The organism is Hydrogenophaga sp. (assembly GCF_026125785.1).
Lineage (GTDB): Bacteria > Pseudomonadota > Gammaproteobacteria > Burkholderiales > Burkholderiaceae_C > Hydrogenophaga.
This window is the reverse complement of the sequence record NZ_JAHCKL010000007.1, coordinates 39,114-65,390: the sequence shown is the minus strand read 5'-3', so window position 1 is coordinate 65,390 and position 26,277 is coordinate 39,114. Positions and strand designations below refer to the sequence as shown.

Annotated in this window: 26 protein-coding genes; 10 read left to right on the top strand and 16 right to left on the bottom strand. The window is 66.6% G+C overall.

Features of this window, described 5'->3' with window-relative positions; all coding sequences use genetic code 11:
* Positions 1 to 104: 104 nt before the first annotated feature.
* The 8 genes from KIT53_RS09200 to KIT53_RS09165 all read left to right on the top strand — a co-directional run bounded on the left by KIT53_RS09200 (position 105) and on the right by KIT53_RS09165 (position 8,270).
* Entirely contained in the window at positions 105 to 1,109 is a 1,005-nt protein-coding gene (locus KIT53_RS09200; RefSeq protein ID WP_297750979.1) for a hypothetical protein, read from the top strand.
* Between the two features lie 22 nt (positions 1,110 to 1,131).
* Positions 1,132 to 2,382, top strand: a complete 1,251-nt coding sequence (locus tag KIT53_RS09195; RefSeq protein WP_297750977.1) for a phosphotransferase family protein — start codon at positions 1,132 to 1,134, stop codon at positions 2,380 to 2,382.
* The gene (locus KIT53_RS09190; RefSeq protein ID WP_297750974.1) at positions 2,382 to 2,927 is read left to right on the top strand and encodes a hypothetical protein; all 546 of its coding nucleotides are present in this window, start codon (positions 2,382 to 2,384) and stop codon (positions 2,925 to 2,927) included. Before KIT53_RS09195 ends, KIT53_RS09190 begins: the two co-directional genes overlap by 1 nt.
* Positions 2,928 to 3,008: 81 nt before the next feature.
* The gene (locus tag KIT53_RS09185) at positions 3,009 to 4,037 is read left to right on the top strand and encodes a TRAP transporter substrate-binding protein (protein ID WP_297750971.1); all 1,029 of its coding nucleotides are present in this window, start codon (positions 3,009 to 3,011) and stop codon (positions 4,035 to 4,037) included.
* 65 nt (positions 4,038 to 4,102) lie between these two features.
* Positions 4,103 to 5,680, top strand: coding sequence for a long-chain-fatty-acid--CoA ligase (locus KIT53_RS09180; protein WP_297750969.1), 1,578 nt, complete (start codon positions 4,103 to 4,105; stop codon positions 5,678 to 5,680).
* A gap of 18 nt (positions 5,681 to 5,698) precedes the next feature.
* On the top strand, positions 5,699 to 6,190 hold the full coding sequence (locus KIT53_RS09175) for a TRAP transporter small permease (RefSeq protein ID WP_297750966.1): 492 nt from the start codon (positions 5,699 to 5,701) through the stop codon (positions 6,188 to 6,190).
* Positions 6,190 to 7,482, top strand: coding sequence for a TRAP transporter large permease (locus KIT53_RS09170; RefSeq protein WP_297750964.1), 1,293 nt, complete (start codon positions 6,190 to 6,192; stop codon positions 7,480 to 7,482). Before KIT53_RS09175 ends, KIT53_RS09170 begins: the two co-directional genes overlap by 1 nt.
* Positions 7,482 to 8,270, top strand: coding sequence for an enoyl-CoA hydratase-related protein (locus KIT53_RS09165; protein ID WP_297750961.1), 789 nt, complete (start codon positions 7,482 to 7,484; stop codon positions 8,268 to 8,270). Before KIT53_RS09170 ends, KIT53_RS09165 begins: the two co-directional genes overlap by 1 nt.
* A gap of 1 nt (position 8,271) precedes the next feature.
* Here KIT53_RS09165 and KIT53_RS09160 read toward each other — a convergent pair whose 3' ends face one another.
* The 3 genes from KIT53_RS09160 to KIT53_RS09150 all read right to left on the bottom strand — a co-directional run bounded on the left by KIT53_RS09160 (position 8,272) and on the right by KIT53_RS09150 (position 9,554).
* Positions 8,272 to 8,676, bottom strand: coding sequence for a GreA/GreB family elongation factor (locus KIT53_RS09160; protein ID WP_297750957.1), 405 nt, complete (start codon positions 8,674 to 8,676; stop codon positions 8,272 to 8,274).
* Positions 8,677 to 8,797: 121 nt separating this feature from the next.
* Positions 8,798 to 8,923, bottom strand: coding sequence for a hypothetical protein (locus tag KIT53_RS09155; protein ID WP_297750954.1), 126 nt, complete (start codon positions 8,921 to 8,923; stop codon positions 8,798 to 8,800).
* Between the two features lie 7 nt (positions 8,924 to 8,930).
* Positions 8,931 to 9,554: a hypothetical protein gene (locus KIT53_RS09150; RefSeq protein WP_297750951.1), complete on the bottom strand. Its 624-nt coding sequence runs from the start codon at positions 9,552 to 9,554 to the stop codon at positions 8,931 to 8,933.
* 133 nt (positions 9,555 to 9,687) lie between these two features.
* Between KIT53_RS09150 and KIT53_RS09145 the strand changes: the two genes are divergently transcribed.
* Entirely contained in the window at positions 9,688 to 9,912 is a 225-nt protein-coding gene (locus KIT53_RS09145; RefSeq protein ID WP_297750948.1) for a hypothetical protein, read from the top strand.
* Positions 9,913 to 9,924: 12 nt separating this feature from the next.
* Here the strand turns inward: KIT53_RS09145 and KIT53_RS09140 are convergent, their stop codons facing one another.
* From KIT53_RS09140 to KIT53_RS09115, 6 genes are read right to left on the bottom strand one after another with little or no spacing between them, the layout of a single operon-like run.
* Positions 9,925 to 10,320: a RidA family protein gene (locus KIT53_RS09140; RefSeq protein WP_297750945.1), complete on the bottom strand. Its 396-nt coding sequence runs from the start codon at positions 10,318 to 10,320 to the stop codon at positions 9,925 to 9,927.
* On the bottom strand, positions 10,317 to 11,984 hold the full coding sequence (locus KIT53_RS09135) for an AMP-binding protein (protein ID WP_297750942.1): 1,668 nt from the start codon (positions 11,982 to 11,984) through the stop codon (positions 10,317 to 10,319). The genes KIT53_RS09140 and KIT53_RS09135 overlap by 4 nt, the downstream gene beginning before the upstream one ends.
* A 10-nt stretch (positions 11,985 to 11,994) precedes the next feature.
* Entirely contained in the window at positions 11,995 to 13,191 is a 1,197-nt protein-coding gene (locus KIT53_RS09130; RefSeq protein WP_297750939.1) for an acyl-CoA dehydrogenase, read from the bottom strand.
* A gap of 4 nt (positions 13,192 to 13,195) precedes the next feature.
* On the bottom strand, positions 13,196 to 14,050 hold the full coding sequence (locus KIT53_RS09125) for an enoyl-CoA hydratase family protein (RefSeq protein WP_297750936.1): 855 nt from the start codon (positions 14,048 to 14,050) through the stop codon (positions 13,196 to 13,198).
* A gap of 4 nt (positions 14,051 to 14,054) precedes the next feature.
* Complete coding sequence (locus KIT53_RS09120; protein ID WP_297750933.1) at positions 14,055 to 14,543, bottom strand: MarR family transcriptional regulator; 489 nt, start codon at positions 14,541 to 14,543, stop codon at positions 14,055 to 14,057.
* 8 nt (positions 14,544 to 14,551) lie between these two features.
* A complete protein-coding gene (locus tag KIT53_RS09115) occupies positions 14,552 to 16,948 on the bottom strand; it encodes a bifunctional salicylyl-CoA 5-hydroxylase/oxidoreductase (protein WP_297750930.1) in 2,397 nt (798 codons plus the stop codon).
* Between the two features lie 143 nt (positions 16,949 to 17,091).
* On the opposite strand from KIT53_RS09115, the gene KIT53_RS09110 reads away from it, so the two are divergent.
* Positions 17,092 to 17,418, top strand: a complete 327-nt coding sequence (locus KIT53_RS09110; RefSeq protein ID WP_297750927.1) for a DUF1840 domain-containing protein — start codon at positions 17,092 to 17,094, stop codon at positions 17,416 to 17,418.
* Positions 17,419 to 18,133: 715 nt separating this feature from the next.
* On the opposite strand, the gene KIT53_RS09105 is transcribed toward KIT53_RS09110, so the two are convergent.
* The 7 genes from KIT53_RS09105 to KIT53_RS09075 form a co-directional block, all read right to left on the bottom strand.
* On the bottom strand, positions 18,134 to 19,123 hold the full coding sequence (locus tag KIT53_RS09105) for a tripartite tricarboxylate transporter substrate binding protein (protein WP_297750925.1): 990 nt from the start codon (positions 19,121 to 19,123) through the stop codon (positions 18,134 to 18,136).
* Between the two features lie 132 nt (positions 19,124 to 19,255).
* Complete coding sequence (locus KIT53_RS09100; protein WP_297750922.1) at positions 19,256 to 20,239, bottom strand: tripartite tricarboxylate transporter substrate-binding protein; 984 nt, start codon at positions 20,237 to 20,239, stop codon at positions 19,256 to 19,258.
* Between the two features lie 129 nt (positions 20,240 to 20,368).
* Positions 20,369 to 21,622, bottom strand: a complete 1,254-nt coding sequence (locus tag KIT53_RS09095; RefSeq protein WP_297750919.1) for an AMP-binding protein — start codon at positions 21,620 to 21,622, stop codon at positions 20,369 to 20,371.
* A 61-nt stretch (positions 21,623 to 21,683) separates the two neighbouring features.
* The gene (locus KIT53_RS09090) at positions 21,684 to 22,493 is read right to left on the bottom strand and encodes an ABC transporter ATP-binding protein (protein ID WP_297750916.1); all 810 of its coding nucleotides are present in this window, start codon (positions 22,491 to 22,493) and stop codon (positions 21,684 to 21,686) included.
* A 178-nt stretch (positions 22,494 to 22,671) separates the two neighbouring features.
* A complete protein-coding gene (locus KIT53_RS09085) occupies positions 22,672 to 24,009 on the bottom strand; it encodes an ABC transporter substrate-binding protein (protein ID WP_297750913.1) in 1,338 nt (445 codons plus the stop codon).
* A gap of 84 nt (positions 24,010 to 24,093) precedes the next feature.
* Positions 24,094 to 25,170 carry a branched-chain amino acid ABC transporter permease gene (locus KIT53_RS09080; protein WP_297750910.1) on the bottom strand — a complete coding sequence of 359 codons (1,077 nt, stop codon included), beginning with the start codon at positions 25,168 to 25,170 and terminating at the stop codon, positions 24,094 to 24,096.
* A gap of 51 nt (positions 25,171 to 25,221) precedes the next feature.
* A complete protein-coding gene (locus KIT53_RS09075) occupies positions 25,222 to 26,151 on the bottom strand; it encodes a branched-chain amino acid ABC transporter permease (RefSeq protein WP_297750907.1) in 930 nt (309 codons plus the stop codon).
* Positions 26,152 to 26,277: the final 126 nt, after the last annotated feature.

Below are 26,277 nucleotides of genomic sequence, written 5' to 3'. Positions count from 1 at the left end.
TACAAAGCCCCGAAGATTTCAATTTCCCGTTTCTGGTGCCGTGGCTACATTGCGTGGCAGACGCGATGCGATCGCGGACAACGGACAACCAACCAGGAGACAAGATGATCACTGCGCGTGATGTGGAATACCACACGCCGCCTGGCGCCGACCACCGCTGGGCCGAGACCTACATATTCCCGATTGCCATACCTGAGGAACATATCCTGGTGATGGTGTACGTGGCAGCACGGCCCAAGCTGGGGGTGATGCTCAACGACATCTACATCTACGGCACGCTGACCGACAACCGGGCCGAACTGCTGTATGTGGACAGCCAGGTGCACCTGCCCGCGCCGACGAAGCTGTCCGAGATCGACTCGCCTTCGGGCCTGCGCATCCGCGCCGTCGTGCCGCCGCGCGAGTTCCGCATCGACTATGTCGGCTTCGACGACACCGAGATCCATGTCGACTGGAACGGCATCATGGACCCGTTCGACGTGCACGACATCAAGCACACGCCACACGCGGTGGGCACGCACGAAGAGAAGATGGCCAAGTCCGGCCTGGCGCGTGCCTGGAACGGCCATTTCGACATGACCGGTCGTGTGCGCGGCACGGTGAAGGTGCGTGGCAAGGAGTTCAAGGTCGACTCGCTGGAGCGCATGGACCACAGCTGGGGAGAGCGTGGCGAGAACGACCTGCCGGCCATGGATTCGATCTCCGCCCAGTTCGACGAGAACCTCGCGTTCCACCTCATCACCCATGTGGACATGGAGGCTCCGAGCGGACGCGATCAGAAGCTCGCGCATGGCTACGTGCTGGAGAACGGCAAGCAGTATGGCGTGGTCACTCTGGAGATTTCCAGCGTCCGCCTGGGCGTGACGGTGAGCTCCATGTCCATGACGGTCACCGACGTGCGCGGCAAGGTCTACCAACTGCATGCAATGGCCGATGTGGGTGCCCCCTGGAACATCTACGCCACCACCTGCTACACAGCGCTGATGCGCTGGACGCTGGGGGATCGCGTGGGCTACGGCGTGGTGATGGAGGTTCTGCCCATCAAGACGCTGACCAAGCTGCGTGGCCGACGTGCGCAGGCCTGGCCCGCGGCCATCACCACCGGCTGAGATCATCGCCATGGGGGCCGGCATGAGCCACGATCCGGGGCGCGACGTCCTCGAAGACATGCGGGGCATGGACCATGCGCTGCGTGATGCACCTGATGAAGCCTTCATCGCGCGCATGCGTGAGAGGTTCCCAACCGAGCGCGAGATGGACGCCATGCTCACGCGCAAGATGCGCAGGCGGCTGCTGCCGAGGCGAAGCCCGGTGGAACTGGCCGAGTTCGGCGGCTTCCTGGACCGCTTCCTGCGAGCGCATGTGCAAGGTGACTTCGAGGTCAGCGAACTGCGCTGGATGACCGGCGGCGGCTCCAAGATACAGCTCACCTTCCTGTTGGATTGGGAGGATCCGCAACAACAGGGCCAGCGCACGCGGACCCGACTGGTGGTGCGCATGGAGCCGCAGGAGTCGCTGAGCGCCACCAGCCGGTTGCGCGAGTCGCAGCTCATCCAGGCCTTCGCGGACACCCTGCCGGTACCCCGTGTGTACTGGGTGGATGCGGAGGGTGCGTGGTTTCCGGAGCCCGCGTTGATCTATGCCTTTGCCAGCGGCGTGACCAAACCGACGCAGGTGGAAGGCCGTGTGGGTGGCGTGGGCGCGAGCTTCGGACCCATGCTCCGCGCCCAACTGGGCTCGCAGTTCGTCGAGCATCTCGCACGCATCCACACACTGGATGTTCAGGGGCGCGACTTCAGTGCCTTTGATGTACCCGCTGTCGGTACCACTCAGACGGCGCTGTGGCAGCTCAACCGGGCGCGGCGCATCTGGGAGGAAGACCGGGGAGAGGAACTGCCGTTGATGGACGTGGCCGCCAACTGGCTGGAGCGGCACATGCCCGAGCTGGACCGCGTGAGCGTGCTGCATGGGGACTACCGTTCGGGCAACTTCCTGTTCGACGAAGCCAGTTCGCGCATCACCGCCTGGCTGGACTGGGAGCGCGGCTACATCGGTGATCGCCACCGGGACCTGGCCTGGATCACGCTGCCGCTATTCGGCAACTACGCAGAGGACGGCAAGACCTTCCTGGTGTCTGGCCTGGTTCCGCTGGAGACGTTCTACACCGAGTACGAACGCCTTTCAGGGCTGTCCATCGACCCACAGCGCCTGCGTTACTACCGCATTCTCAACAGCTACCAATTGGTGGCGTCGTCGCTGGGCACGGCCTACCGCGTTGCGCGGCTCGGGCGCTCGCACCAGGACGTGCTGCTGACCTGGATCGAAGGCATCGTCTACCAACTGGCCGAGGAAATGCGCGGCCAGCTTCTCGGGAGTTCCTGATGGCGGACCACAGCATCAACGCCCTGATGGCGGCAGCGCGCGCGATGGAGCAGGTCGTTCTGCCCGCGGTCGACAAGGGACATCCGCTGGCCATGGAGCAGGCCACGCTGGTGACCCGGTTCCTGAAGCTGTTCGGACAACGCTGGCTGCACGGCCATGAGCGCAACCGTTTCGAGTTGGGGCATTACGCCGATCTGGCCGAAGCTCTGCAAGCCGATGCGCAGCAGGTGTCGCCGGCGGTAGCGCAGGCGATGGCCGAGGCGCAGCTGGCCGCCAGGCGCAGCCTGGACAGCGCGGACGCCGCAACCAGCGAGCTCCAGGCCCGTGCCCAGGCGCTCGCGGGGGTGGTCACTGCCCTGGTGCGCACCGCGCAACGTGTGGCACACCCCGCGCGGGACCGTATCGAACGTGCTGTGCTGGAAGCATCCGCCGAACTGCTGCGCATGCAACGTGCGTGGTTCCTTCCGCAGGGTTGGGAGCCGGATCCGGCTGCGATCCCTACGCTGGAAGGCTGTTTCGCCGAACGTGCGAGAAGGGACGGGTGAGCAGCGGTCCTTGGAACGGATAGAGAGACAGGCATTCGCGGTGTGAGTGGGTTTTGAACATCAACGACACAGGAGACAACCATGAAACATCTGTTGGGCAAGCTGGCCGCCTCGGCCGTCATGACCATGGCGATCGCGGCAACGGCACAGGCGCAGACCGTGTTGCGGTATTCCAATTTTGTTCCGCCGGGACATCCGGTGCGAACCAAGATCCTCGATCCCTGGGTGGTCGAGGTCGAGAAAGCGACGGCGGGCCGCGTGAAGTTCGACATGCTGCCCAAGGTGGTGGGCACAGTGGCCGGCCAGTACGACGTGGTGCGCGATGGCCTCGCCGACGTGGCGGTCGTGGTACCCGGCTATTCGCCGGGCAAGTTCGTGTTCACCGAGATCATTGAAGTGCCCTTCATCGGTGACCGGGCCGAGTTCGTGAGCCCGGCGTTCTACAACGTCTACGCGAAAAATTTCCTCAGTTTTGGCGAGTTCCGTGGCACGCACCTGCTGAGCATCTTCAACACCTCGCCCCAGCACCTGTTCACCGCCAAGAAGCGCGTGCAAAGCGTGGACGACTTCAAGGGCCTGAAGCTTCGGACCAACTCCACGTCTACCTCGCGCGCCGTGGGCAACCTGGGTGGTGTCGCGGTCATCAAGCCGGTGACCGAGATGTACGAACTGGTCTCTGGCGGCCTGGTCGATGGCGCCCTGTTCAATCCCTCCGACCACAAGAGCTTCAACCTCACCAAGTTGCTGCCGGTGGCCACGCTGATTCCGGGTGGCGTCTCGGCCAGTGCGGTCGCGCTCGTGATCAACGAGGCCAAGTGGAACGCCATATCGGCGAGCGACCGGGACCTGATCATGGCGGTCTCGGGTGCGCACCTGGCCAAAGTCGCAGGCAAGGCCTACGACGAAGGCGCTCAGGAAGCGATCAATGAATTCCGTGCGGGTGGGGGTGTGGTGGACACCATGCCGGCGGCTGCCGTGGCCGCGATCCGGGAGCGTGTGCTGCCAATCGAGACCGACTGGGTGGAGCGCGCGAAGCAGAAAGGCATGAGCGATCCGGCTGGCGCGCTCAAGACCTTGCGCACCGACGGCGCCGGCCCCGCCGGGCGCTGATGGTGTGTTCTGACGGCATCCGCCGTCAGAACGGTCCGACCTCTCTTTGTCCAAGGATGCCCACCATGTGGCTGTACGCCGATATCTCCACCGTTTCCGACATCCCCCGCCACTACGGCCGCACGACACCGGAGAAGGTGGCCCTGGTCGATGACCAGCGCAGCCTGAGCTTTGGCGAACTCGACCGCCTGACCTCCCAGATGGCGCACCGCCTGGTGCAGGACGGCGTGCGCGAAGGCGACGTGGTGGCGTTCTTCGGCAAGAACTCCATCCCCTACTTCCTCACGCTGTTCGCCGCCAGCAAGGCCGGCGCCACGCTGCTGCCCCTGAACTGGCGCCTCACCCCGGTGGAACTCTCGGCCATCATCGACGACGCACGCCCGGCCATCGTCTTCGTGGACGAAGCTTTCGTGCCCACCCTGCAGGCCACGCTGGAGCGCTGTCAGCACCGCATGCCCCACCAGGTGGTGCAGCCCGAGGCCGGTGCCAGCGGCGCCCTGGAGCGCTACTTCGGCGACGCCCCCGCGGCCGACCCCGGCCTGCCCAGCGACCCGCGCCACACCGCCTGGCTGATGTACACCTCCGGCACCACCGGACTGGGCAAAGGCGTGGAGATCTCGCACCAGGCGCTCAACCTCATGCGCCTGAGCGAACACCTGGAGCCGGCCCTGCAGTGGAGGGCGGACGACAGCCTGATGATGGTCATGCCCAACTTCCACCTGCTGGGCACGGCCCTGCCCATCCAGGCGCTGTACAACGGCTGCACCGTCTCCATGATGCCCATGCTCGAGCCCGGGCGCCTGCTCGAACTGCTGGGCAGCACGCGGCCCACCATCCTGGTGCTCGCGCCCACGGTGATCCAGATGATGCTGGACCACCCCAAGGCCGGGGAGGCGGACCTGAGCTCGCTGCGCCTGATCATGTACGCCGGCTCGGCCATCAACGCCCAGTTGCTCAAGCGCGCGCTCACCGAGATCAGCGGCTGCCGCTTCATGCAGTTCTACGGCACCACCGAATGCGTGGGGCCGATGTGCATCCTGCGGCCCGAGCAGCACGACCTGGTCAACGAGGCGAGGCTGAAGTCCTGCGGCACACCCATGCCGCTGGTGGACTTCAAGGTGCTGGACGAGCAGGGCCGGGAGGTTCCCGACGGGGAGAAGGGCGAACTCGTGATCCGCACGCCGGCGATGTTCACGCGCTACCGCAACCAGCCCGAGCTCACGGCGCAGGTGCTGGAGCGGGGGTGGTACCGCACCGGGGACGCGGGCTACCGGGACCCGAAGGACGGGCTGATGTACATCGTGGACCGGATCAAGGACATGATCGTCACGGGTGGGGAGAACGTGTACTCGGCGGAGGTGGAGCAGGCGGTGCAGCGTCACCCCGGGGTGTCGATGGCGGCGGTGATCGCGGTGCCCGACCCGAAGTGGGGAGAGCGGGTGACGGCGGTGGTGGTGCGCAAGGCGGGCGCTGCGCTGGAGGAAGCCGAACTGATCGCGCACTGCCGCACGCAGCTGGCGGGGTACAAGGTGCCCAAGCAGGTGGTGTTTGCCGAGAGCCTGCCGGTGAGTCCGGCGGGCAAGGTGCTCAAGCGCGTGCTGCGTGAGACCTACTGGTCCGGCCTGGACCGCGCCGTGGCCTGAACCTCCGAAGGCGCATTCATGCGATATCTGGAGACCTTCCTGGCCAGGATGGCGGCCTTGCTGCTGTTCCTGATGATGCTGATCGTGGTGATCGATGTGGTCGGCCGCGGTCTGTTCAACGCACCGCTGTCCATAGGCACCGAACTGACCGAGCTGGTGATGATGGCCATGGTGTTCATGGTGCTGCCGCTGCTGGCCTACCGGCAGCGCGACATCACGGTGGACATCGTCAACGTGGTCTCACGGCCCTGGTTGCGGAAACTGCAGGTGCTGCTGTCTGGCCTCTGCGGGGCACTGGTGTTCGCGGCGACCGTCTGGCAGTTCAAGATCTTCGGCGACCGCGCCCGCGAAAGCGGCGAGGTGCTCGCGCAGATGGGGCTGCCACTGGCTTACGTCTGGTATTTCATGGCCGTCATGGGCGTGGTTACCGCGCTGGCCTTTCTGGCGATTGTGGTGGCCCTGCTCATCGGGCGGCCCATCGCGTCCGGCAAGCCTGAAGAGGTGTTCTGATGGCTGCGGCACTCTACGGCTTCCTGGCCTCCTATGTGCTGCTGTTTGTCGGCGTACCGATCTACGTCGGCCTAGCCGTCACTGGCTTCGCGGGACTGGTCATCATCAGCGGCTGGACACCCGCGCTGGCCACCATGGCCTTCTCGGCGCAGAGCTCCACCATGGCGTACACGCTGTCGGTTCTGCCACTGTTCATTCTCATGGGCAATCTGGTGGCGGGCGCGGGCATATCGGGCAACCTGTTCAAGGCGGCGCAGATGTTCATTGGCCGGCGGCGCGGCGGCGTGGCCATGGGCACTGTCCTGGCGTGCGGTGGTTTCGGTGCCATCTGCGGATCCAGCGTGGCCACCTGCGCCACCATGTCGCGCGTGGCCATTCCGGCCATGCGCAGCCTGGGTTACAAGGACCGGCTGACGACCGCCACACTGGCTTCCGGAGCGACGCTGGGCATACTGATCCCGCCCAGCATCATCATGGTGATCTATGGCATCAACACCCAGACACACATCGGCAAGCTGTTTGCCGCGGGGTTGATACCGGGTGTCATGGCCGTCCTGTTCTACATGGCCGCCATCAAGTGGATGATGTGGCGCGACCCGGACGCGGCGCCCGTGGCGCCGGCGTCCACCTGGTCGGAGAAGCTGGCCTCGCTCCAAGGCCTGTGGCCCGTGCTGGGCCTGTTCGGCCTGGTCATGGGGGGCATCTATGGGGGGCTGTTCACGGTGACCGAAGCCGCCGGCATCGGCGCCGCGGGGGCCTTTCTGTTTGCGCTCACCTGCAAGGGTTTGAGCATGCGCCAGATCGTCGACATCGTGGCCGACAGCGCGCTCGTCACCGGCATGATGATCGGCATCGTGTTCGGCGCAGCGGTCTTCGTCGAGTTCATCAACCTCACCGGCATTCACAAGGTGCTGGAGCAGCTCGTCCTCGGCAATGGCTGGAGCCCGTTCTGGGTGATCCTGGCCATGATCGGCATCTTCTTCGTTGCGGGTGCGCTCATGGAGGAGGTCTCCATGATCCTGATCCTGGTGCCCATCTTCTTTCCCATCGTGATCAAGCTGGGCTATGACCCGGTGTGGTTCGGCATCATTGTCACGGTGGCGTGCGAGATCGGGCTGATTGCGCCGCCCATCGGCATGAATCTGTTCGTGGTGCGTTCCATCGCTCCCGATGTCTCCATGCGAACCATCCTATCGGGCATCGTGCCCTTCATCACCGTGGACCTGATGCGCATCGCGCTGCTGGCCGCCTTTCCCGCCGTGGTGCTCTGGCTCCCCAATCTGCTGTTCTGATGTCCGACGAACCCATCACCCTCTCCATCGAAGGCGGCGTGGCCCACGTACGCCTGAACGCATCCGCACGCGGCAATCCCATGGACCTGCGTTTCTGCGAGGCCTTCAGCCGGGTCGCGGCGGCATGCGATGAAACACCCGGTGTGCGCTGTGTGCTCATGGATGCGGAAGGCCGCTTCTTTGGCGTGGGCGCCGACCTCAAGACCATGAACCAGGACCGGCAGGCCCTGCAGGTATTCGTCAAGAACGCGACCGCCGCGCTGCACAGCGGGCTGTCGCGCTTTGCCCGGATGGACGCGCCAGTGGTGGTGGCGGTGCATGCGCTGGCCGTGGGCGGCTTTGTTTCGCTCAGCGCCATGGCCGACTTCTGCCTGGCCGCCGAGTCGGCGTCTTTCTATGCTGGCTACACCGGCATTGGCCTGGTTTGCGATGCGGGCGGCTCCACCTTTCTACCGCGCCGTGTCGGCAGCCGCCGGGCGGCCGAGTTCCTGCTGCGCAACCAGACCTGGGACGCGCGCACGGCGCATGCCCACGGCTTGGTGAGCGAGGTGTTGCCCGATGCGACCCTGCGAGATGAAGCCTGGGCCCTGGCGCGGGAGCTCGCCGCCGGCCCGACGCGTGCCTTCGGCGAGATCCGCAATCTGCTGCTGTCGTCGGGACTGCAACCCATCGAGGCCCAGTTGGAGCAGGAGGCGCGCGCCATGGCCCGCGTCACCCGCACCGATGACGCTTGGCACGGCATCTGTGCAGTGGCTGCGCGAGGCCAACCGGTCTTCAACGGCCGGTAGCTCAAAGGGCGTAGTCGCCGCTGGCTTCGGGCTGGAACAGCAGGTCCACGATCCGCGCCTCGCATTCATCGCCATGGGGCGTGCGCCAGCGCGCGACCTGTCCCACACGCAATCCCAGCAGGCTCGCGCCTACCGGCGACAGCACGGAGATGAAACCCTGATGGGGTTCCGCGTCGGCGGGGTAGCACAGCGTGAGTTTGCGCCGCTGCCCGGTGCCCAGGTCTTCGATGATGACCTGCGAGTACATGGTGAGCACATCCGCAGGCACCTCGCGCGCAGGCACCAGGTCCACCGGGCCGAGCGCCTCGGCCAGTGCGGGTGCGAGCTGGCCGCCGCCCAGATGGGCCAGTCGTGAAAAGTCGAGTTCGGTGAGCAGTCTCTCGACCGCGTTGTCTGCCGTCTGCATGGAATTCTCCAACCTGTGCGGCCACCCAGAGAGCCTGGAGGGCGGCCACGTTCGCGCCGGCTTGTGGGCCCGGCGATGGAAGGTTGGCGCAGAAAGAGGAAGTGGGGAGGTATCGCCGGGCTCAGGAATGTGCGGCCGGCTGACGCAGGCCCGCCGATCCCATGGCCATGCGCGCACGCAGCACCATGCCCGCCTGGAACAGGCTGGGCGCGGTTGGCACGCGGAGGGTGGAGGCGAAAGAGGTCACGCGACGATTATAGGGAGCCACCGCGCGCTGCGCCGAGCAACTCCATGTACGCCCTTCGCGTGTCGGGGGATACGGCGTTGACCACCTGCTCGTAGGAGGTCTGGTGGCGCAGCAGCAGCCGCGCTGAAGCCACGCGGCGAGAGCGGCAGAACCAGTGGCATGTGTGCTGCATGAGCATGAGCTCGGCCGTCATGATGAAGGCCTTGTCGCGTGGCGAGTGGCCCGCGCTGTTGGCCGCGACCGCGGCGATCCCCCTGGCGTGAATGGCAAAGGCCTTGCGAGCGTCGAAGGTCAGGCGTGGGAGCAGGCGCTCGGCCCAGGGCAGCCCCAGCGCCAGGCGGCTGACGCGGGTGCGAGGTTCGTCGAGCCGGCCAAACTCGGTGGTGAACCGCTGGAACTGGTTGGCGAGTTCCTGTTCGGCGGTGACCAGCATGCTCCAGATCTGTTCACGGCGGGCCGGCTCCTCCTCGCCCAGGGCTCGCAGGTAGCCCTGCGTGAGGTTCTCCATGAGTTTCTCGATCTGGTAGGGGCCCAGATGGTGGCTGAGCAGGGCGATGCGCTTCTTCTGCTCTTGAAGGCGCGCGACGGTCAGGCCGGTGGAGAGCAGCAGCGCCAGAATCACGAGGTCCATGTGGTGTCTGTCAGGGGCGGGCAAAGGTTGATAGTGTAGCCACGCGCATCGGTGCTCCAGCGGTGCGAGAATCGTTGCCGAGCCTGTCGCCAGGACCGGCATTGCCAGACGACCGAACCCCTACGCCCACGCCATGACCCGCGCCCTTCGCCCCTTTCTGTACGCACTTGCCGGTGTGGCCGCCGGACTGCTGCTGATGTCCTGGCTGACCCGCGCCTGGCTGGGGCGCTGGCTGGCCTGGGGGGAACTGGCTGGCGCGGGCGCCGCGCTGGCGGTGCTGGCGTTTTTCTGGGTGAGGCTGCAGCGCCAGCGCGAACGCCGCCGCATGCAGGACCTGCGCGACTCCGCGCTCTGGTAAGGGCTTTGCCGATCAGGCGTCGGGCACCACGGCGGTGACCTCGATCTCCACCTTGGCGCGCGCCTCGACCAGCGCGCTCACTTCCACACAGGTCATGGCGGGGAAATGGCGGCCCATCACCTCGCGGTAGACCTCTCCGAGTTCTCGCAGGCGGGCGTTGTACTCCACGCGATCGACGATGTACCAGGTCATGCGCACCATGTGTTCGGGCCCGGCCTGAGCGCAGGCCATGACCTCGCGCACATTGAGCAGGGCCTGGCGTGTTTGCGCGATGAAGTCGTCGGTTTCGAAGGTCTGTGCCGCGTTCCAGCCGATCTGGCCGCCGACATACACATGGGTGCCGCGTGCGGCGATGCCGTTGGCGTAACCCTTTGGAGTGGCCCAGCCGGGAGGTTGCAGATGTTTCATGTCGCGTTCGGTTTCTCTGAAGCGGTGGCGAGCTGGCGCAGCGCGAAGCGCTGCAACTTGCCGGTTTCGGTCCGCGGCAACTGGGGCACGAACACCACCTCGCGCGGGTACTTGTAGGGGGCCAGGGTCTGCTTCACATGCTCCTGCAGCGCCTTGACCTGTGCCGCGTCGGCCGCCTGGCCGGCCTTGAGCACCACGTAGGCGAGCACGATCTGGCCCCGGTCTTCATCGGGCCGGCCCACCACGCCGCATTCGGCCACGGCCGGGTGCTGCATCAGCGCGGATTCGACCTCCGGGCCCGCCACGTTGTACCCGGCGGTGATGATCATGTCGTCGGTGCGCGCCTGGTAAAAGAAGTAGCCATCCGCGTCCTGGCTGAAGGCGTCGCCGGGGTAATTCCAGCCATCGCGCACGTACTGGGCCTGGCGCGCGTCGTCGAGGTACCTGCAGCCGGTGGGGCCCTTCACCGCGAGTCGGCCGACCTGCCCAGGTGGCAGCGTGCGGCCCTCATCGTCCACCACGCGGGCCTCATAGCCCGGCACCACGCGGCCGATGGCGCCGCGGCGCACCGCGTCAGGCGGCGAAGAAATGAAGATGTGGAACATCTCCGTGGCGCCAATGCCGTCGAGCATCTCCAGACCGGTGGCCTGTTTCCAGAGCTGGCGCGTGGCATCGGGCAGGCCCTCGCCTGCGCTGACGCTCAGGCGCAGGCGCCCGACGCCATGCTGCTGCGCGAAGGCGGCCATCTGGCGGTAGAAGGTGGGGGCGGTGTAGCAGATCGTGGCGCCCACGCGGGCAATCAAGTGCACCATGGCTTCGGGGGTGTACGCGATGGAAGGGAAGTAGACCGACGCTCCCGCCCACATGGGAAAGATCAGCAGACCGCCCAGACCGAAGGTGAACGCCAGGGGCGGTGAACCCATGACGATGTCATCGGGGTGGGCGCGCAGCACATGGCGCGGCCAGGTCTCGCAGGCGGCCAGCACGTCGCGGTGGGTGTGCACGGCGGCTTTGGGTGAGCCCGTGGTGCCCGAGGTAAAGGCCAGCAGCGCGATATCGGTGCCTGCCGTGGCGCACACGGTGCGGCCCGGCTGCACCGCAGCGCCGTGGCGCGCGGCCAGGGCTTCGAGGGACGGTGCGGCTTGCGTGGCATCGCCGTTGAAGGTGAGCAGCGGGGTGCTGGCGTGATCGGAATCAGCCTGCAGTGCCGTGCGCAGCTCGTCCTGCAGACGGGCGTCGCAGAGCGCGGCGGACGGTCGGGCCTTGGCGATGATGGTGCCCAGTTCGCGTGCGCGCAGCAGCGGCATGGTGGCCACGGCGACGAGGCCAGCCTGCACCGTGGCCAGCCAGGCCAGGGCCATGGCCACCGAATTGCCGCCGCGCAGCAGCACGCGGTTGCCCGGCACCAGCCCCATCCCGTCGGTGAGCGCGTTGGCGATGCGGTTCACTTCTTCGCGTGCCTGGACATAGCTCAGGGTGCGGGCTTCGCTGCGCAGGAACGGCCGCGCGCCGTGGCCGGCCCGTTCGGCGCGATCGAACAAGGCCTCCACCAGGTTCACCTGTTCCGGCCATTGCAACTCCGGCCGGTCGAAACGCAACTCGGGCCATTGCTCCGGAGGTGGCAGGCGGTCGTGCACGAAACGGTCGGTTTGGGCGGACGTCATCGCGGCCTCCTCATTTCAACGCATGTTTGCCCAGGATGAGCAGTTGCACCTCGCTGGCGCCCTCGTAGATGCGCAGCGAACGGATGTCGCGGTACAGGCTTTCGATCTTGTTGCCCACCTGCACGCCCCGCCCGCCAAACATCTGCAGCGCCATGTCGATCACGCGCTGGGCGTTCTCGGTGGCGGTCAGCTTGGCACTGGCGGCGGCTGCGGTGTAGGCCGCGGTGCCGGCTCCGCCAGTACCGCTGCAGTCGCGCTGCCAGGCCGCACGGTAGGTGAGGAGGGCGGCGGCGTCGATGAGTGCGCTCATTTCGCCCAGACGGGCCTGGGTGAGCTGGAAGTCGGCGAGCGACTGGCCGAACATGCGGCGGTGGCGTGCGTGCGCCACCGCCTCGGCAAAGGCGCGCCGCGCCATGCCAAGCGCGGCCGCCGCGACCGAGGCCCGGAAGATGTCCAGCGTCTGCATCGCGAGCTTGAAGCCGCCGTGCAGCGGTCCCAGCAGGGCTTCCTCCTGCAGCGCGCAGTCCTGCAGGCGCAACGTGGCCAGGGGATGTGGCGCCATGACATGGATGTGTTCGCTGCTGTCCAGGCCGCGCCGTCCGGCATCGACGATGAAGGCGCTGATGCCGCGTGAGCCCGCTTGCGGGTCTGTCTTGGCGAAGACGACGTAGAAATCCGCCAGATCGCCGTTGCTGATCCAGGTCTTGCTGCCGCTCAGCCGCCATCCCTGCGCGCCCCGGCTGGCGAAGGTGGTCATGGCGGCCACGTCCGATCCGGCGTCGGGTTCACTGAGTGCGAAGGCCGCGATCTTGCGGCCGGCCGCCACATCGGGCAGGTAGGCGGCCTGCTGGGCGGGCGAGCCCGCCAGCGTGATCGCGCCGCTGCCAAGACCTTGCATGGCAAAGGCAAAGTCGGCCAGGGGCGAATGAAAGGCCAGCGTCTCGCGCAGGATCACCAGGGCCCGCGAGTCCAGACGGGCGAGTGCGCCGCCGTGTGCGGCCGGCACGCAGTAGCGCAGCCAGCCGCCCGCGCCGAGACGCGCCACCCAGTCCTTGCATGCGGCGCGGTCATCGCGTTCGTCCACCTGCTGCGCGGCTGTCCAGTCCGCCAGTGCAGGTGCCAGGGCACGGTGTGCGTCGTCGAAGAACGGCAGTTCCCATTGCGCCTGCGGCGGGTGCATGCCATGAGGGCGGTCAAAGGCAACCATGGTCTCAGTCGCCTTGAAACTGGGGGCGTTGCTTGGCCGCGAACGCTTCGTAGGCGCGCCGGAAATCCTGCGTCTGCATGCAGATGGCCTGTGCCTGGGCCTCGGCCTCGATGGCCTGGTCCAGGGTCATGGCCCATTCCTGGTGCAGCATGGTCTTGGTCATGCCGTGCGCGAAGGTCGGGCCCTGGGCCAGTTGGGCGGCCAGCTTGTGCGCGGCCGCCAAGAGTGCGCTGCTGTCGTGCAGCGCGTTGAAGAAGCCCCAGGCCTGGCCTTCCTGTGCCGTCATGGCGCGGCCGGTGAACAGCAGCTCGCTGGCACGCCCCTGGCCGATCACGCGCGGCAGCAGCGCACAGGCCCCCATGTCGGCACCGGCCAGGCCCACGCGCGTGAACAGGAAAGCGGTGCTGGTGACCGGTGTGCCCAGGCGCAGGTCGGAGGCCAGGGCCATCATGGCGCCGGCGCCGGCACACACCCCGTCGATGGCGGCCACGATGGGTTGCGGACATGCACGCATGGCGCTGACCAGGGCTCCGGTCATGCGGGTGAACGCGAGCAGTTCCGGCATGCTCATGCGGGTGAGCGGTCCGATGATTTCGTGCACGTCACCGCCAGAGCAGAAGTTGTCGCCTGCGCCGGTCAGCACCACGGCGCGGATGTCGGTGGCCCGTTGCAGGCCGAGGAACCAGTCGCGCAGTTCGGCGTAGGAGTCGAACGTGAGCGGGTTCTTGCGCTCGGGCCGGTTGAGCGTGACGGTGGCCACGCCCTCCTCCACGCGGAGCGCGAAATGGCGCACCGGGTTCTGCGCCAATGGGGTGTACTGCCCGCGCATGGGGTTGTGATCGGGAATCGGGTGTTTCATGGCTTCATGCGTCGGGGTCGACGTTCTGGTTGAGCTGGATCTGGTGCTGCTTCACCTTGCCCAGCAGGCGGTGCAGGTTGTCGAGATCGCGCGGACTCAGGCCCTCGAAGGCCTCGACGATCCACTGCTCGTGCTGGCGTGCCATGTCGGCGAAGCTGACCCGGCCACGCTCGGTCAGGCGCACGCGAAAGACACGCCGGTCTCCGTCCACGTTCAGGCGTTCCACCAGGCCTTCGTTGACCAGCTGATCGGTGATGCCGGTGACATTGCCGCCCGTGACCATGAGCCGATGCGACAGCTCTTTCATCTTCAGACCCTCGGGATGGCGTTCGAGCTGGGCCATGAGGTCAAAGCGGGGCAGCGTCGTGTCGAAATGCTCGCGCAGGCCGGTGCGCACGCGTTTCTCGATCAGTTGCGAGCAGGTCAGCAGCCGCAGCCAGAGCCGCAGTTCGTGCGCGTGCTCGCTGTGGGCGCGCGCTTCGAGGTCGAGCATCGAGGGATTCATGGCGTGTGGGCCGCAAGGGCTTGTTGGCGGGCGATCTCCCGGTAGAGCTGGTCGCGCCCGCTTTCGTAAGGGCGAGGCCATTCGACCGCGCGGGACTGGAGTTTCGCGGCCTCGTGCAGGGTCCAGGCCGGGTCGGCCAGGTGCGGCCGGGCCACGGCGCAGAGATCTGCCCGGCCGGCGGCGATGATGCTGTTGGCGTGGTCGGCCTCGGTGATGGCACCCACCGCCATGGTGAGGATGCCGGCCTCGTTGCGCACGCGGTCGGCGAACGGGGTCTGGTACATGCGGCCGTAGACCGGTCTGGCCTGCCGCGTGGTCTGGCCTGAGGACACGTCCATCAGGTCGCAGCCAGCGGTTTTGAACAGGCGCGCGATGGCCACCGCGTCGTCGGGCGTGTTGCCGCCTGGCGCCCAGTCGTGCGCCGAGATGCGCACGCTCATGGGGCGGTCCTCGGGCCAGGCGGCCCGCATGGCGGCAAACACCTCCAACGGATAGCGGCAGCGGTTCTCCAGCGAGCCGCCGTATTCGTCGGTGCGCAGGTTGGTGAGCGGGCAGATGAAGGCTGAGAGCAGGTAGCCGTGCGCGGCATGCAGCTCCAGCCAGTCGAATCCGGCTTCGGCGGCGCGGCGCGTGGTGGCCACGAAGGCCGCCGTCAGCGCATCCATGTCCGCGCGGGTCATCGCGCGTGGCACCTGGTTGTGCTCTCCGTATGGCAAGGCACTGGCGGAGAGCAGCGGCCAGTTGTCATGGGACAGTGGCTCGTCGATCTGCTCCCAGCCCCGCTGTGTGGAGCCCTTGGGACCGCTGTGTCCGACCTGCAGGCCGATCTTTGCGCTGCTTCCGCTGTGTACGAAGTCGACGATGCGCTGCAGACCGGCCTGCTGTGCGTCGTTCCAGAGTCCCGGGCAGCCAGGGGTGATGCGGCCTTCGGGCGTGGGACTGGTCATCTCCACCATCACCAGCCCCGCACCACCGAGGGCGCGAGCCCCCAGATGCACCAGGTGGTAGTCGCCCACCACGCCCTCCACCGCGCTGTACTGCGCCATCGGCGAGACCACGATGCGGTTCTTCAGCGTGAGACCGCGTACCTGCAAGGGCAGCAGCATGGGCGGCGTGGGATGCTTGCGTGGCGGTGCGCCGGGACGGGCTTGCGCTTCCAGCCACGATTCGTAACCCTCCAGCCAGCGCGCATCGCGCAGGCGCAGGTTCTCGTGGCTGATGCGCTGGCTCCGGGTGAGCAGGGAGTAGGCGAACTGCTCGATCTCCATGCCGGTGTAGCGGTCCACATGCTCGAACCACTCGGTGGAATTGCGCGCCGCGTTCTGGATCTTGAGCACCTCCACGCTGCGCCGCGCCTCGTAGGCGGTGAGGACGCGGTTGAGCGCTGCGTACTGAGCGTCGGGCGTGCCCGCTTCGCTCAACGCCGGACGCTCGACGCCGAACTCGTGGGCCAGGTCGATCGCATCCTCCAGCGCCAGCTTGGTGCCACTGCCGATCGAAAAATGCGCCGTGTGCGCCGCGTCGCCCATGAGCACGATGGGCGTGCGCCGGCCCGCGATGTCCTGCCAGTGCACCCAGGTCTGGCAGATCACGCGCGGGAAGCGGATCCAGATGGCCGAACCACGCAGGTGTGTCGCATTGCTGATCAGGCGATGGCCATCCAGCCAGGGGGCGAACAGCTTCTCGCAGAAGGCCACGCCGTCTTCCTGGCTCATCTGGTCGATGCCATGGGCCTGCCACACGGCCTCAGGTGTCTCCACGATGAAGGTGGAGGTGTCGCCATCGAACTTGTAGGCGTGTGCCTGGAACCAGCCATGTTCGGTCTGCACGAAGGCGAAGGTGAAGGCGTCGAAGGTCTTCCGGGTGCCCAGCCAGACGAAGCGGCATTGGCGCGTGTCGATGTCGGGCTGGTAGGTCTGTGCATAGCGGGTGCGGATGCGGCTGTTGAGACCGTCGCTGGCGATCACCAGGTCCGCCTGGTAGCGCGCAGCCAATGCCTGGTCATCGGTCACGTCGGTCTCGAACACCAGGTCCACGCCCAGGTCGAGGCAGCGTTCCTGCAGGATGTTGAGCAGCCGCTTGCGGCCAATGCCGCAGAAGCCGTGTCCGCCCGAACGCACGCGGCCACCGCGGAAGAAAACGTCAATGTCGTCCCAGTGGTTGAAGGCATCGCCAATGAGGCGGGCCGACTCGGCGTCGGCCGCCTGCAGATGGCCCAAGGTCTGGTCGGAAAACACCACGCCCCAGCCAAAGGTGTCGAAGGGGCGGTTTCGCTCCACCACCGTGACCGTGAGCGCAGGGTCGCGCTTTTTCATGAGCAACGCAAAGTAGAGCCCCGCGGGGCCGCCACCGATGCAGAGGATGCGCTTGAGGGCCGATTGCGGTGTGTTCATGTCTAATTAGTTTAGACCTGAAATAATGGCAACCAACCGGGAAAACCCCTAGGGTGACAGGGCGGTCCGCCACCGGCCCAGGGCGGCACGCACCTCGACGGTGCTATGGTGGCGAGCTGTTCAGCAAATACAAGGAGATCACCATGTCCGTCTACCGATTCCGTTCTCGCGAGACTGGAGAGCTGGTGATGCTGGAGCCCCATGCCAAACGCCTGCTGGAGATCCTGGGCAAGGATCCCTCAGGTCCAGGCATCATCCTGCCCGAGCAGATGCCCGCGGCGGTCGAAGCCCTGCGCGAAGCCGTGGTGCACGAAGAGGCCCAGCGCAAACGCGCCAAGGACGAAGCCCAGGCCCAGGGCGATCCTCCGCCGCAATTCGATCCCGTGAGCCTGCGCATGCGCGTGACCCCTTTCATCGAAATGCTGGAGCGCTGCGAAAAGGCGAAGGTGGAAGTCGTCTGGGGAGTGTGAGGGAGAGGCACCCCCTGCGCCGCTGCGCGGCTTCCCCCTCTCTGGCGCGCCTGCGGCGCTTGGAGGGGGACGACAGCTCGGGCCGGCGGAGCCGGACCCTTGCTGTCACTGGGTAGGCGTTGCCTCACGCGACCCATCGCTTGCGAGGATGCAGGTGCGCCGCCTCAACGCACCACGGAACCGGACCCTTGCTGTCACTGGGTCGGCGTTGCCTCACGCGATCCATCGCCTGCGAGGATGCAGATGCGCCGCCTCAACGCACCACGGAACCGGACCCCCGCTGTCACTGGGTCGGCGTTGCCTCACGCAATCCATCGCTTGCGAGGATGCAGGTGCGCCGCCTCAACGCACCACGGAGCCGGACCCTTGCTGTCCCTGGGTAGGCGTTGCCTCACGCGACCCATCGCCTGCGAGGATGCAGGTGCGCCGCCTCAACGCACCACGGAACCGACCCCCGCTGTCACTGGGTAGGCGTTGCCTCACGCGACCCATCGCTTGCGAGGGTGCAGGTGCGCCGCCTCAACGCACCACGGAGCCGACCCCCGCTGTCACTGGGTAGGCGTTGCCTCACTCGACCCAGCGCTTGCGAGGGTGCAGGTGCACGACCCCAACGCACCACGGAACCGGCTTCGCCGGGCCGTAGGTGCGGTCCCCCTCCAAGCGCCGCAGGCGCGCCAGAGAGGGGGAAGCCGCGCAGCGGCGCAGGGGGTGTCCTCTAATCCACCCGCGCCCCGGAAGCCTTGACGACCGCTGCCCATTTCCGGGTTTCGTCTTCGATCAGTTTGGCGAACGCTTGCGGGGTGTTGCCGCTGGGTATGGCGCCCTGGGCCAGCAGGCGCTCCTTGACGTTGGGCAGTCCGAGGGCCTTGGCGGATTCCTGCTGGATGCGGGTCACGATGTCGTTGGGGGTGCCGGCAGGGGCGAGCAGGCCGAACCAGGAGCTGGCCTCGAAGCCGGGCAGTTGGGCGGCTTCGGCCACGGTGGGCACGTCTGGCAGGGCGGTGGAGCGCACCGCACTGGTGACGGCGAAGGCGGTCAGCGCGCCGGACTGGATATGGGGCATGGCCGAGGGCAGGTTGTCGAACATCACGTCCATGGCGCCGGCCAGCATGTCGGCCATCGCGGGGCCTGAGCCGCGGTAGGGAATGTGCGTCATGAAGATGCCGGTGCGCGACTTGAAGAGCTCTCCCGCCAGGTGGATGGAGGTGCCGTTGCCGCTGGAGGCCATGTTGAGCTTGCCCGGGTTGGCCTTGGCGTACTTCACGAAGTCGGCCACGTTGCGTATGCCCAGCGCCTGGGCCCGCCGGGTGTTCATGACCATCACGTTGGGTACGCCGGCCACCAGCGTGATGGGCGCGAAGTCCCTCTGCGGATCGTAGGGCAGGCGGGCGTACAGCGACTGGTTGATGCCGTGCGTGCCCACCGTGCCCATGAGCAGGGTGTAGCCGTCGCCTGCCGACTTGGCCACCGCCTCGGCGCCGATGTTGCCGCCAGCGCCAGCCCGGTTGTCGACCACGAAGCTCTGCCCGAACACCTTGCTCAGTTCGGGTGCGAGCACGCGGGCCAGGATGTCGGTGGTGCCACCGGGCGCGAAGGGCACGACGATGCGCACCGGTTTGGTGGGCCAGGTGGTCTGCGCGTGGCTCCAGCCCGGCACGGCAGCCAGGGCGGCGATGGCGAGCAGGGTGCGTCTGTCGATGGTCATGTGTGGTCTCCTGGTGTCTTCTCTGCTGAAACAAAACAGCCCGCGCGAGCGGGCTGACGGGTCGGAGCTCGTGCCCCATCCGGTGACGCCGCGGCGCCGGTTGGACCGGGCCGCGGGGTAGGCGGGCAGCAATCAGTCCGCGAACTGGCCCGCGGCCTCGATGGCGGTCTTCAGTTTGGAGATCTGGTCGGCCACGAAGGCTTTGTGGCCAGCCGGGGTCAGGCGGTTGTCGGTGACCACGATGGCACCCAGGGCTTCCTGCTTCTTGATGAACTCGGGGTCCTTGAGGGCGACCTTGAGCGCGTCGTTGAGCTTCTTGGTGACGTCTGCCGGCGTGCCCTTGGGGGCGTAGAGGCCGTGCCAGATGGTCAGGCTGAAGTCCTTCAGACCCATCTCCTGCAGGGACGGGTAGTCCTTCAGCAGCTTGTGGTTGCTCAGCGGCTTGGCCGTGGTGACCGCGAAGGCCTTGACGCGACCGGCCTCGATCTGCGAGGTGGTGTTGGTGGTCTGGTCGCACATCACGTCCACCTGGCCGCCAATCAGGTCGTTCATGGCGGGCGCGGTGCCGCCATAGGGAATGGTGGTCATGGACTTGTCGAGCTTCATGGCCGACTGCCACATCAGGCCGCAGAGGTGGGACGCGGAACCCAGGCCGGCGTGGGCCAGGTTGAGCTTGCCGCCGTTGGCGCGGATGTAGGCCTCGAAGTCGCGGTAGGTGTTGGCGTTGAGTTTGTTGCTGCCCAGCAGTGTCATGGGCACGTCGTTGATGGCACCCAGGTATTCGAAGTCCTCCAGCGGCTTGAAGCTCTGCTTGCGGTAGAGGCTGGTGGTGGCGGCCATGCCGATGTGCCAGACCAGCAGGGTGTAGCCATCTGGCTTGGCGCGGGCCACCTTGGTGGCGCCGATGGTGCCGCCAGCACCGGCGGCGTTTTCCACCACGATGTTGGCGCCGCCCAGGGGCTTGCGCATGGCTTCGGCCAGTTGGCGCGCCACCAGATCTGTGGGGCCGCCAGCGGCGAAGGGGACCACGATCGAGATGGGCTTGCTGGGGAAATCCTGGGCCATGGCGCCTGCAGAGAGGGCGGCCGTGAGGGTCAGGGCGAGGATTTGTTTCATTCGATGCTCCAAGGTATTAAGACCCGGGGATGTTAGCCCCACCCCCTTGACAGGGAATCGCGGTAATTACTTAGCAGGTGGAGAGGAAAAACCCTTGACTTGTTACAGCCTTACGCGGGGCTTACGAAGTCATTGGTAACTGCGCGCGTCTTCAATGACCTTGCCATCGTTGGGCAGGCTGCCCGGCGGGACGATCTGCACCTGCGCACGCAGCTTGGTGATTTCCCGGGTCGCGATCTCCACCTGCTCGGCCAGGCCGGTCTGGGCCTGGACCGCTTCCACCTGCAGCGTCATCGAGTCGTTGGCCATTTCGCCACTGACCACCAGGCGCGCCTTGCCCACCTGCGGGAAGCGCCGGGTGATCTCGGCCACCTGAGACGGATGCACGAACATGCCCCGCACCTTGGTGGTCTGGTCCGCGCGGCCGAGCCAGCCACGGATGCGCGGCGCGGTGCGTCCGCTCGGGCAAGGACCCGGCAACACCGCCGAGAGGTCGCCGGTGCCGAAACGGATCAGCGGATAGGCCGGGTTGAGGGTGGTCACCACGAGCTCGCCCACTTCGCCCTCGGGCACCGGGTCGGAAGTGCCGGGCCGCACGATCTCGACAATCACGCCTTCGTTGATCACCAGGCCTTCGCGTGCCATGGTCTCGTAGGCCACCAGGCCGAGGTCGGCCGTGGCATAGGTCTGGTAGACCGCCACGCCCCGTTCGGCGAACCAGGCCGTGAGGCTGGGCGGGCAGGCCTCGCCGCCCACCGAGGCCTTGCGCAGGCTGCCGACGTCCACGCCTGCCTCGGCGGCCTTTTCCAGCAGGATGCGCAGAAAGCTCGGTGTGCCGGTGTAGGCGTCCGGCCGCAACTCGGCGATCGCCTGCAACTGCTGCTCGGTCTGGCCGGTGCCGGCGGGAAACACCGTGCAGCCCACGGCGTGCGCGCCCGACTCCAGGATGAAGGCGCCCGGCGTCATGTGGTAGCTGAAGGCGTTGTGCACCAGCTCTCCGGCACGGAAACCCGCCGCATACAGCGCGCGGCCCGCGCGCCAGTAGTCGCGCGTGGCCCCCTCGGGCTCGTAGATCGGGCCTGGCGAGGCGAAGATGCGTGACATGGCCGGCCCGCGCACCAGGGTGGAGAAGCCTCCGAAGGGATCGCGTGCGCGCTGCGCCATCTGGCGCTCCAGCAGTTCGTGCTTGCGCAACACCGGCAGCCGCGCCAGCGCCGCGCGCGAGTCCACGCTGGCCGGGTCCACGTCGGCCAGCAGATCGGCAAAGGCCGGCGCGTTCTGCCGGGCATGCGCGATCTGCGCCGGCAGCGCCGCCATCAGGTCGGCTTCGCGTTGCTCCGGCGGGCGGGTTTCCAGCGTGTCGAAGAAGTCGGTCTGGGCCATGGCTGCAACAGATGAGAGAAGTGACGGAAACCAAGGGTGCTGAAGGCTCGGCGCGGAGGGGTCAGGCCAGCCACCGCTTGCGGCGCTTGTAGCTCTTCACATCCTTGAACGATTTGCGCTCGCCGCCGCCCATGCCAAGGTAGAACTCCTTGACGTCCTCGTTGTTGCGCAGCTCGCTGGCCAGTCCGTCCATCACGATGCGGCCCGATTCCATGATGTAGCCGTAGTCGGCGTACTTCAGCGCCATGTTGGTGTTCTGCTCGGCCAGCAGGAAGGTGACCTTCTCCTTCTGGTTGAGGTCCTTCACGATCTCGAACACCTCCTCGACGATCTGCGGCGCCAGGCCCATGGAAGGCTCGTCGAGCAACATCACGCTGGGGTTGGTCATGAGGGCGCGGCCGATGGCGCACATCTGCTGCTCACCGCCCGAGGTGTAGGCCGCCTGGCTGGTGCGCCGCGTCTTCAGGCGCGGGAAGTAGGCGTAGACCTTCTCCAGGTTGCGCGCGATCTCGGCCTTGTCGGTGCGGGTGTAGGAACCGGTGAGCAGGTTCTCCTCGATCGTGAGGTGGGCAAAGCAGTGGCGGCCTTCCATCACCTGCACCACGCCGCGCCTGACGAGGTCGGCCGGTGTGAGGTTCTCGATGCGCTCGCCGCGCAGCTCGATGCTGCCCTTGGTGACCTCGCCGCGTTCGCCCCGCAGCAGGTTGGACACCGCGCGCAACGTGGTCGTCTTGCCCGCCCCATTGCCCCCGAGGATGGCGGTGATCTGCCCCTCGTTGACCGTGAGCGAGACGCCCTTGAGCACCAGGATCACGTGGTTGTAGATGACCTCGATGCCGTTGACGTTGAGAACAGGAGTGGATGTGCTCATGTGAGATTCCTCGGGGACCATTCGCAAAGGCAGCACGCCGCCCTTGCAGATGGCGCCACAGAAGAGGCGCCCTGCTTCGCATGGCACCGCGGATCCGGCTTCGCCGGTCCTCTGGTGCCGCCCCTTGAGGGGGCGCGCGAAGCGCGGCGGGGTGTGCCTCGTTCTGTGGCGGGGGGCTTCAGCTCTGGCAGTCGGCCGGTGTGCGCGGCGTCAGCTTCTTCTCCGCCGCGTACTTGGCCGCCGTGGCCTTGACCATGGGCCGGATGATCTGCTGGTCGGACTCCAGCCAGTCGGAGCTGAACTCCCACTTGGTGCCGTCCCAGGTGTGGATGCGTGCCGCGCCTGCGCCGACGTGGTCGGCGCAGGAGGTGCTGATCGGGCCGCGCAGCACGCCCTTGAAGCCCAGTGCATCCAGCTTGGCCTGCGTCAGGTTCAGGTTCTCCAGGCCCCAGCGCACCTGCTCACCCGTCATCACCTTGCCTTTGCCAAAGCGCTCCTGTGCCGCCCGAATGCCTTCCACGCCCATGGCCGCGCTGACCACGCCACGCAGGTACAGCGTCTCGCCGACCTCGTCGCGCGGACCGGTGCCCTTGCCCTTGTCGTGCAGCTTGGCCAGGATCTCCTTGACGATGGGGGCGTTGCGGTCGGTACCGTGCTGCAGCGTCACGGCGTTGTAGCCCTTGGCGCCCTGGCCGACGTCCTTCACGTCCGGCTCGGCACCCGACCACCACACGCCGTACATCTTCTCGCGCGGGTAGCCGGTGGCTTGCGCCTCCTTGAGCGCGGTGGAGTTCATCACACCCCAGCCCCAGAGCAGCACATAGTCCGGGCGGTTCTGGCGCACTTGCAGCCAGGTGGCCTTCTGCTCCACGCCGGGCGCCGTCACGGGCAGCAGGGTGAGCTGGAAGCCGTTCATGGCGGCGCGCTCCTGCAACAGCGGAATGGGTTCCTTGCCGAACGGGCTGTCGTGGTAGACCAGGGCGATCTTCTTGCCCTTGAGCTTGTCCATGCCGCCTTCCTTCTTGCCGATCGCCTGGATGATGGCGTCGGCGGCCACCCAGTAGGTGCCCAGCAGGGGGAAGTTCCATTTGAAGACGGTGCCGTCGGCGCTTTCGCTGCGTCCGTAGCCGGTCGTGATCAGCGGGATCTTGTCGATCGGTGCCTTCTCGGTGAGGGCGAACGTGGCGCCCGTCGACCACGGGTGGATCAGGGCTGCGCCGCCGTTCTTGCCCTTGAGGCGTTCGTAGCACTCCACGCTGCGCGCCGTGTCGTACATGGTTTCGCACTCTTCCACCAGCAGCTTCACGCCGTTGATGCCTCCCCGCTCATTGACCAGCTTGTAGTAGTCCACGATGCCATTGGCCGTGGGCGTGCCATTGGGTGCGTAGGCGCCGGTGCGGTAGGACAGGACCGGCAGGTACTGCTCCTTGGCCTGTGCCCAGGCGCTGGCCGAAACCAGCGCGCTGCCACCGGCGGCCGCCAAGGCGGCTGCGAGAACGATCTTGCGTAGCTTCATGTCTGTCTCCTTTGTCAAAGTTGGAACAACACCTTCAAAAAGCGCACACACCTCAAGCAGGCCGGGTGCTGCGTACCGCCCGCCTCAGTGCGGGAAGGGCCACAGGCGCAGCTTCTGCTTGCCGATGGACCACAGCCGAGCCAGCCCATGCGGCTCGACGATCAGGAACCACACGATCAGGCCGCCGAAGATCATCAGCTCGGCGTGGGAGACCGCAGTGGTGGAAATGGTGACGCCGAAGATCTCGGCGAGTGCCGGCAGGATCTGGTTGAGCGCGATGGGCAGCACGACGATGAAGGCGGCGCCGAAGAAGCTGCCCATGATGGAGCCCAGGCCGCCGATGATCACCATGAAGAGCAGGCGGAAGGAATAGTCCACCGAGAAGGCCGATGGCTCCCAGGCGCCCAGGTAAATGAAGGCCCAGAGCGCGCCCGCCACCCCGATGATGAAGCTGCTGACCGCGAACGCGCTGAGCTTGGCGTACATCGGCCGGATGCCGATCACGGCGGCCGCCACGTCCATGTCGCGGATCGCCATCCACTCCCGCCCGATGGCCGAACGCACCAGGTTCTTGGCCAGCAGGGCGATCACCGCGAGAACCGCCAGGCAGAACAGGTATTTGCTGGCAGCACTCTCCAGCGGCAGGCCGAAGACCTGCAGGTTCGACACGGCGACCGAACCCGAAGGCGTGTCCATGGTGAACCACTTGATGCGCAGGAACATCCAGTCGGCGAAGAACTGCGCGGCCAGCGTGGCCACGGCCAGGTACAGGCCGCGCACCCGCAGGCTGGGCAGGCCGAACAGAATGCCGAAGAAGGTGGCGCACAAGCCTCCCAGGATGAGCGCCGGGACCAGCGGCATGCCCGGCACGCGCACGAAGAAGTTGTACGCGCCGTACGCACCGACCGCCATGAATGCCCCTGAACCCAGGCTGATCTGGCCGCAGTAGCCGACCAGGATGTTCACCCCCACCGCGGCCAGCGAGAAGATCAGGAACGGGATCAGGATGGCGCGCATCAGGTAGTCGCTGGCCAGCATGGGCACGGCGACGAACGCGAACACCAGGAGCGCGATCACGAACCAGCGGTCCTGAGCGATCGGAAAGATCTGCTGGTCGGCGCGGTACGAGGTCTTGAACTGACCGTTTTCTCTGTAGAACATGGTGTGCGTGAGGTCTTGCGTTGGGCGTTCAGTGTGGGTCGCGGGGGCTCGTCACACGCGGTCGATGATCTTTTCCCCGAACAGGCCCTGCGGCCTGAACAGCAGGAAGACCAGGGCGAGCACATAGGCGAACCAGATTTCGATGCCGCCTCCCACGTACGGGCCCAGGTACACCTCGGAGAGCTTCTCGCCCACCCCGATGATCAGCCCGCCGATGATGGCGCCCGGCACCGAAGTCAGGCCACCGAGGATCACCACCGGCAGGGCGCGCAGCGCCACCGTGGTCAGAGAGAACTGCACGCCCAGTTTGGAACCCCAGATCATCCCGGCCACCAGCGCCACCACGCCAGCCACGCACCAGACGATCACCCAGATGCGGTTGAGCGGAATGCCGATGGACTGCGCGGCCTGGTGGTCGTCGGCCACCGCGCGCAGCGCGCGCCCGGTGGCGGTTTTCTGGAAGAACAGGCTGAGCACCACCACCAGGCCCGCGGCGATGGCGGCGGCGATGATGTCCTCCTGGTTGAGCAGCAGGCCACCCTCGAACACCGAGTCCAGCACGAAGACCGGGTCCTTGGGCATGCCAATGTCGATCTTGTAGATGTTGCTGCCGAAGAAGGTCTGGCCCAGGCCGTCGATGAAGTAGGTGATGCCCAGCGTGGCCATCAGCAGCGTGGCGCCTTCCTGGTTGACCAGGTGGCGAAGCACCAGGCGCTCGATCAGCCAGGCCATGGCGAACATCAGCAGGCCCGCCAGCACGAACGCGGCCACATTGGCGACCAGCTTGCTCTCGACCCCGGTCCACTGCGGAATCCATTCCGAGAAGCGCGCCATGGCCAGCGCCGCGAACAGCACCATGGCGCCCTGTGCGAAGTTGAAGACACCCGAGGCCTTGAAGATCAGCACGAAGCCAAGCGCCACGAGCGAATACAGCATGCCCACCATGAGGCCGCCGAAGAGGGTTTCGAGGAAGAATGCCATGGCGGTTCAGCGTGGTGCGTTGGGCGTTGGGCGTGGGCTTGCGCGGCGGGCTTCGGGGAGGTGTTCGTTTTGCATGTGTGCTCCTTGTGCAGGGTCTGGACGCTCAACGCTCTACGCCGAACGCTC

Excerpts from the sequence above, each read along its gene's own strand:
- KIT53_RS09130 (WP_297750939.1), bottom strand. The coding sequence starts at position 13,191 with ATGGTTGCCTTTGACCGCCCTCATGGCATGCACCCGCCGCAGGCGCAA.
- KIT53_RS09185 (WP_297750971.1), top strand. The coding sequence starts at position 3,009 with ATGAAACATCTGTTGGGCAAGCTGGCCGCCTCGGCCGTCATGACCATG.
- KIT53_RS09095 (WP_297750919.1), bottom strand. The coding sequence starts at position 21,622 with ATGGCCCAGACCGACTTCTTCGACACGCTGGAAACCCGCCCGCCGGAG.
- KIT53_RS09150 (WP_297750951.1), bottom strand. The coding sequence starts at position 9,554 with ATGGACCTCGTGATTCTGGCGCTGCTGCTCTCCACCGGCCTGACCGTC.
- KIT53_RS09075 (WP_297750907.1), bottom strand. The coding sequence starts at position 26,151 with ATGGCATTCTTCCTCGAAACCCTCTTCGGCGGCCTCATGGTGGGCATG.
- KIT53_RS09175 (WP_297750966.1), top strand. The coding sequence starts at position 5,699 with ATGCGATATCTGGAGACCTTCCTGGCCAGGATGGCGGCCTTGCTGCTG.
- KIT53_RS09105 (WP_297750925.1), bottom strand. The coding sequence starts at position 19,123 with ATGACCATCGACAGACGCACCCTGCTCGCCATCGCCGCCCTGGCTGCC.
- KIT53_RS09135 (WP_297750942.1), bottom strand. The coding sequence starts at position 11,984 with ATGACGTCCGCCCAAACCGACCGTTTCGTGCACGACCGCCTGCCACCT.
- KIT53_RS09080 (WP_297750910.1), bottom strand. The coding sequence starts at position 25,170 with ATGTTCTACAGAGAAAACGGTCAGTTCAAGACCTCGTACCGCGCCGAC.
- KIT53_RS09195 (WP_297750977.1), top strand. The coding sequence starts at position 1,132 with ATGAGCCACGATCCGGGGCGCGACGTCCTCGAAGACATGCGGGGCATG.
- KIT53_RS09165 (WP_297750961.1), top strand. The coding sequence starts at position 7,482 with ATGTCCGACGAACCCATCACCCTCTCCATCGAAGGCGGCGTGGCCCAC.
- KIT53_RS09180 (WP_297750969.1), top strand. The coding sequence starts at position 4,103 with ATGTGGCTGTACGCCGATATCTCCACCGTTTCCGACATCCCCCGCCAC.
- KIT53_RS09110 (WP_297750927.1), top strand. The coding sequence starts at position 17,092 with ATGTCCGTCTACCGATTCCGTTCTCGCGAGACTGGAGAGCTGGTGATG.
- KIT53_RS09140 (WP_297750945.1), bottom strand. The coding sequence starts at position 10,320 with ATGAAACATCTGCAACCTCCCGGCTGGGCCACTCCAAAGGGTTACGCC.
- KIT53_RS09085 (WP_297750913.1), bottom strand. The coding sequence starts at position 24,009 with ATGAAGCTACGCAAGATCGTTCTCGCAGCCGCCTTGGCGGCCGCCGGT.
- KIT53_RS09145 (WP_297750948.1), top strand. The coding sequence starts at position 9,688 with ATGACCCGCGCCCTTCGCCCCTTTCTGTACGCACTTGCCGGTGTGGCC.
- KIT53_RS09170 (WP_297750964.1), top strand. The coding sequence starts at position 6,190 with ATGGCTGCGGCACTCTACGGCTTCCTGGCCTCCTATGTGCTGCTGTTT.
- KIT53_RS09190 (WP_297750974.1), top strand. The coding sequence starts at position 2,382 with ATGGCGGACCACAGCATCAACGCCCTGATGGCGGCAGCGCGCGCGATG.
- KIT53_RS09100 (WP_297750922.1), bottom strand. The coding sequence starts at position 20,239 with ATGAAACAAATCCTCGCCCTGACCCTCACGGCCGCCCTCTCTGCAGGC.
- KIT53_RS09115 (WP_297750930.1), bottom strand. The coding sequence starts at position 16,948 with ATGAACACACCGCAATCGGCCCTCAAGCGCATCCTCTGCATCGGTGGC.
- KIT53_RS09090 (WP_297750916.1), bottom strand. The coding sequence starts at position 22,493 with ATGAGCACATCCACTCCTGTTCTCAACGTCAACGGCATCGAGGTCATC.
- KIT53_RS09120 (WP_297750933.1), bottom strand. The coding sequence starts at position 14,543 with ATGCTCGACCTCGAAGCGCGCGCCCACAGCGAGCACGCGCACGAACTG.
- KIT53_RS09160 (WP_297750957.1), bottom strand. The coding sequence starts at position 8,676 with ATGCAGACGGCAGACAACGCGGTCGAGAGACTGCTCACCGAACTCGAC.
- KIT53_RS09200 (WP_297750979.1), top strand. The coding sequence starts at position 105 with ATGATCACTGCGCGTGATGTGGAATACCACACGCCGCCTGGCGCCGAC.
- KIT53_RS09125 (WP_297750936.1), bottom strand. The coding sequence starts at position 14,050 with ATGAAACACCCGATTCCCGATCACAACCCCATGCGCGGGCAGTACACC.